This is a genomic window from Myxococcus sp. AM010, assembly GCF_013372585.1.
In the GTDB taxonomy this organism is placed as follows: Bacteria; Myxococcota; Myxococcia; order Myxococcales; family Myxococcaceae; genus Myxococcus; species Myxococcus vastator.
Window position 1 is genome coordinate 1 of record NZ_JABXEO010000247.1, and the last position, 425, is coordinate 425.

The following is a 425-nucleotide window of genomic DNA, read 5'->3' on the forward strand; positions in this document are numbered from 1 at the left end:
TGGGGCGCCCGGGATTGCCCGTTCCTCCTTGCGCAGGTTCAGGTACTCATCCATCAGCTGCTTCGCCTGGGCGAGCTTCGCCTCCACGTAGCGGTCGTCCTCGTCCGGCTCCGAGGGCGGAGCGGGGTGCGCGGGGGCCTCCACGGCCTTGCCATCCGGCCCGAAGTCCACCGCCGCCGCCAGCAGGTTGCGCGCGGCATTCCCGCTGAAGAGGCGCGCCAGCGCCGTCGTCTCCACGTCCAGCCAGCGCGCGGCCTGGCGCAGGGCGTCCAGATACTCACCCTCCATGGCGCGGGGCGGGCGGCTGGGGGCGGCCATGCAGACGCGTGCGTAGCTGTGCTCCCGGTCCACGTACATGCCCATGGAGCGGTCGCGGAAGTCCTTGGAGAGCGCCTGCGTCATCGCGTCCAGGTGCTCCTCGGGGG

Annotated in this window: 1 pseudogene; it reads right to left on the reverse strand. The window is 72.2% G+C overall.

The features are described from left to right. Positions 1–402, reverse strand: a pseudogene (locus HV826_RS36540) (hypothetical protein); the annotation flags it as partial. Positions 403–425 lie beyond the last annotated feature (23 nt).